Origin of the sequence: Fulvivirga sp., from assembly GCF_040220315.1 — a bacterium.
Lineage (GTDB): Bacteria > Bacteroidota > Bacteroidia > Cytophagales > Cyclobacteriaceae > Fulvivirga.
Genome location: NZ_JAVJUY010000134.1, coordinates 1 through 4,230, shown reverse-complemented (window position 1 = coordinate 4,230; position 4,230 = coordinate 1). Strand labels below are relative to the sequence as shown.

General features: G+C 38.0%; 5 protein-coding genes. All 5 read left to right on the top strand.

Going from position 1 to position 4,230, the window contains the following annotated elements:
• Positions 1-234: hypothetical protein (locus tag RLO81_RS06370; protein ID WP_350108857.1), on the top strand; the 234-nt coding region annotated here is incomplete at its 5' end.
• Positions 235-307: 73 nt separating this feature from the next.
• Entirely contained in the window at positions 308-2,161 is a 1,854-nt protein-coding gene (locus RLO81_RS06365) for a CBS domain-containing protein (protein ID WP_350108854.1), read from the top strand.
• Positions 2,154-3,320, top strand: coding sequence for a succinylglutamate desuccinylase/aspartoacylase family protein (locus tag RLO81_RS06360; RefSeq protein ID WP_350108851.1), 1,167 nt, complete (start codon positions 2,154-2,156; stop codon positions 3,318-3,320). The genes RLO81_RS06365 and RLO81_RS06360 overlap by 8 nt, the downstream gene beginning before the upstream one ends.
• A 65-nt stretch (positions 3,321-3,385) precedes the next feature.
• A complete protein-coding gene (locus tag RLO81_RS06355) occupies positions 3,386-3,934 on the top strand; it encodes a TetR/AcrR family transcriptional regulator (protein WP_350108848.1) in 549 nt (182 codons plus the stop codon).
• A partial coding sequence (locus tag RLO81_RS06350) for a beta-ketoacyl synthase N-terminal-like domain-containing protein (RefSeq protein WP_350108845.1) occupies positions 3,931-4,230 on the top strand: 300 nt, incomplete at its 3' end. The genes RLO81_RS06355 and RLO81_RS06350, both read left to right, overlap by 4 nt.

Sequence of the window (4,230 nt, the reverse complement as noted above, 5' to 3'; positions counted from 1 at the left end):
ACTAACCGGCCATATATAATCGTGCTTTCAATAAGCTTAATTTTGGCGGTGCCTATAAGCCAAATAATGGTTGATGGTTATCTGGATACGGTGAACGCATTTCATGCACCGGTAGGCTTCAAAATGATTATCCCAAGTATTGCAATCATAGTTTTAGCCATTTTCTCTACTATAAGTTTGAATTTAGTGAAAGTAGCCAAATCCAGACCTACTGATAACTTAAAAGAGAGATAACTCAACTTATTCTCTGATTCTTGTCATTCCAACAAGTTTAAATGAATCCTAGATTTAGCTTTCATTTAAACGAATGGGCGAGCATTTTATTAAGATATCGGACTCAAGAAAAGAACATGGTACGTTTTTATCACACCTTTTAAGTGATATTAAGGCCTTGGAGCATATGCTTGAACATAAGCTCATAGAAGCTGGCATCACGCGAATTGGTGCTGAACAGGAATTCTGCCTGGTGGATAGCAACTTTAGACCCTCTGATAAAGCCGTTGAAATTCTCAAGTCAATTAATGACCATCATTTTACCACAGAACTTGCAAAGTACAATCTTGAAATAAACCTTGACCCTGAAGTATGTGAAGACAAATGCTTTAGTGTTATGGAGGTAAAACTTTTAGAATTTTTAAATCTTGCAGCTAAGCGGGCTCAAAACTTCGATACTAAGGTTTTGCTCACAGGTATTTTGCCTACCATTTCAAAAAATACATTAGAATATCATTACATAACTCCTGTGCCCAGGTATTATGCATTAAATGATAGAATGAAAGAGTTACGTGGTGATGATTTTAGCCTCCATTTAAAAGGTGTCGATGAATTAACTATCAAGCATAGCTCTGTCTTATTTGAAGCTTGCAACACCAGTTTTCAGATGCATTTACAAATAGACCCTGATCGATTTGCAGATGCCTATAATTGGTCTCAAGCGATAGCAGGCCCTGTGCTAGCTGCCTGTACCAATTCACCGCTGTTATTAGGTAGAGAATTATGGAGCGAAAATAGAATCGCACTTTTTCAACAGAGTATCGATACCCGATCTTCTTCGTATGCTTTAAAAGATCAGTTGGCAAGGGTGTCTTTTGGCCAGAAATGGGTGACTGATTCCATCGCCAATATTTATAAAGAGGATATTTCGCGCTTTCCTATAATTCTTACTAAAGAAATTGAAGAAAATAGTGAAGAGACCCTTAAACAAGGTAAGATTCCAAAACTGGCCGCTTTGAATTTACATAACGGCACCATTTATAAATGGAATCGTGCTTGCTATGGTGCGGCTGGCGGAAAAGCACATGTGAGAATAGAAAACAGATACATACCTGCAGGCCCAAGTGTGAAAGATGAAATGGCCAATTTTGTGTTTTGGGCCGGCCTTATGATGGCGCAGGGCGAAAGATTCTCAAACATTGCTGCTCAAATGGATTTTAAAGACGCAAAATCCAATTTCCTGAAGGCTGCCCGTTATGGAAAGGAATCTGTTTTAATGTGGAATGGCCAGCTTTGGAACGCACCCGACCTCCTTTTAAAAGAATTCTTGCCTCTTGCAGAGTCCGGACTAAGAAATAACAATATCAACAAAAAAGACATACAGAATTATTTATCCATCATTGAAAAAAGAATAGTTGGCAAAAATGGCAGTCAGTGGCTAATTTCTAACTACAGAAACCTCAATAGAAATTACAAAAGGGATGATTCGCTAGTAAAATTATGTGAATGCACGTTTAATCATCAACAGCAAAATATTCCCGTTCACCAATGGTCAGATTGTGATTTAAAATCTAAAACATTTGCTTCTTCTTCTATTGATCACATCATGTCAACACAACTAATTACAGTACGAACCAAAGATTCAGCTCAGCTTGCTTTGAGCATAATGAACTGGAATGACATTCATCATATGCCAGTAGAAGATGGACGTGGAAAACTCATGGGTTTACTAACTCACAGCCATATCTCAAAACTAGATGCGCCAAATATAGAAGAAGCGAATGTTGCAGACATCATGGTTAAAGAAGTGGTTTCCATATCACCGTTTACACCTATCAAAGAGGCAATTGCCATCATGAAAAAAAACGAATTTGGTTGTCTGCCAGTGGTAGAGCACGAAGAATTGGTGGGTATTGTGACCATTAAAGATGTTAAACCTTTTGATTGATACAGAAACAATAACGGATATTAGCAGCAAAAGGCAAATAGGAAAAATTATTGGCTCTAAGCCAGGACCAACACTGATATTTACTGCAGGAATACATGGCAACGAGCCATCTGGTGTAATTGCCTTAGAGCACGTATTTGACTCTCTATTGAGTTTACAAGGCGAAATAACAGGAACCGTTATTGGATTAAGAGGGAATATCCGTGCCCTGGATTTAGGTGTTAGATTTATTGATGAAGATCTGAATAGAATCTGGAGCCATGAACGTCTACAAAATCCCGCCAAAAGCAATAGTTCTGAAGCAAGTGAGCAAATGGAATTGTGGCAAGAGATTCAAGAAATTCTTACAACGGAAAAAGGCCCTTACTACTTTTTTGATTTACACACCACCTCAGGAAAAACAATCCCTTTTCTTACTGTAAATGATAGTCTGCTTAACAGAAGGTTCACAAAAAATTATCCTTTACCAATTGTATTGGGAATAGAAGAATTTTTGAATGGCCCGATTTTAAGTTATATCAATGAATTAGGTTATGTGGCATTTGGTTTTGAAGCAGGCCAGCATAATGATCATTTATCTACAGAACGACATATAGATTTTATATACACTACCCTAGATATAACTGGCGTACTTGCTAAAAATGATACTGGAAAGCACAGGGCATCATTAAAAGCCCTTGGTAAGAATCAGGCTATGTATTATGAAATATTTGCCTACCTGCCGGTACCATTTAATTCAAATTTTGAAATGATGCCCGGTTTTATCAATTTTCAACACCTTGAAAAAGGAAAAACGCTCGCAATAATGAATGGAGATGAAATTACATCCCCTTCAAGGGCTCAAATATTCATGCCATTGTATCAGCAGCAAGGTGACGATGGCTTCTTTTTGGTTCGTCCGATACCATTGTTTTTCTTGTGGTTATCCAAATTCGTTCGCAAGTGGTGCAAATTGCTTACTATTTTGCCTGGTGTTCATTCGCATCCGACTAATCCCAACGAGATTCTGGTAAACACTAACGTGGCCCGTTTCTTCCCAAAGCAAATATTCCATTTGTTTGGATACCGCGCCCGACAACTAAATGGCAGCAGGTACAGCATGCAAAATAGAGAACAGGCCAGCAAAACAGAAGAGTATAAAAATGAGCCCTGGTATTAGACTATTATAATTGAGTATTTTCAAGGTTGTTTGCTTACTTACTAGTTAGTAAGTACATTTGCTTCGTGAGCACAAAGAGTACAATTATCAATCTTGCAGACCGCTTAATTCGCCAGAATGGTTATCATGCCTTCATTTATGCAGATATTGCCACTCGATTAAAAATAAAAAATGCCGCTGTCCATTATCATTTCCCTACCAAAGGAGATTTAGGTGCAGCTATAATAGATAAATCCCGAGATCAATTTCGCACAGCGACAGAGGCATGGAATGAGCTCCCTGCCAAAATTCAACTAGAAAATTTTATCTCCATGTATTCTTCAATTGGCACTCAGCATCTGATTTGTTTCATGGGTGCATTAGGGCCTTCTATTGATTCACTTCCCACCGTAATGCAAAAAGCCTTGAATACTGCGAGTAGTGAAATTCGAAGTTGGTTGCAAAGCACATTAGAAACAGCGCAGGCAGAAGGATCAGTTTATTTCAAAGAACCTGCTACCGAACGTGCCGACTTAATTATTACTTCGCTATTGGCCTCATTAATCCTCAATAGAGTTTCAGGAGAAGATATTTTAAAAAACACAACTAACAGCATTAAACACAATTTGCTATGAAAAACAGACGAGTGGTAGTTACTGGAATGGGTGCTTTAACCCCCATTGGTAATACAGTAGAAGAATATTGGAATGGGCTTGTTAATGGTACATCAGGTGCCGGGCCCATTACTAAATTTGACACCAGCTTATTCAAAACCAAGTTTGCTTGCGAACTAAAGGGCCTAGAACTGGAAGATCATTTCGATAAGAAGTTTATTCGAAAAAATGATCCTTTTACTTTATATGCATTAATTGCATCACGCGAAGCAATGATCAATTCAGGCCTTAAACCAGAATCTATCAATAAGAATAAA

Bases quoted from the DNA above. Each gene is read 5' to 3' on its own strand.
- RLO81_RS06365 (WP_350108854.1), top strand. From the start codon at position 308: ATGGGCGAGCATTTTATTAAGATATCGGACTCAAGAAAAGAACATGGT.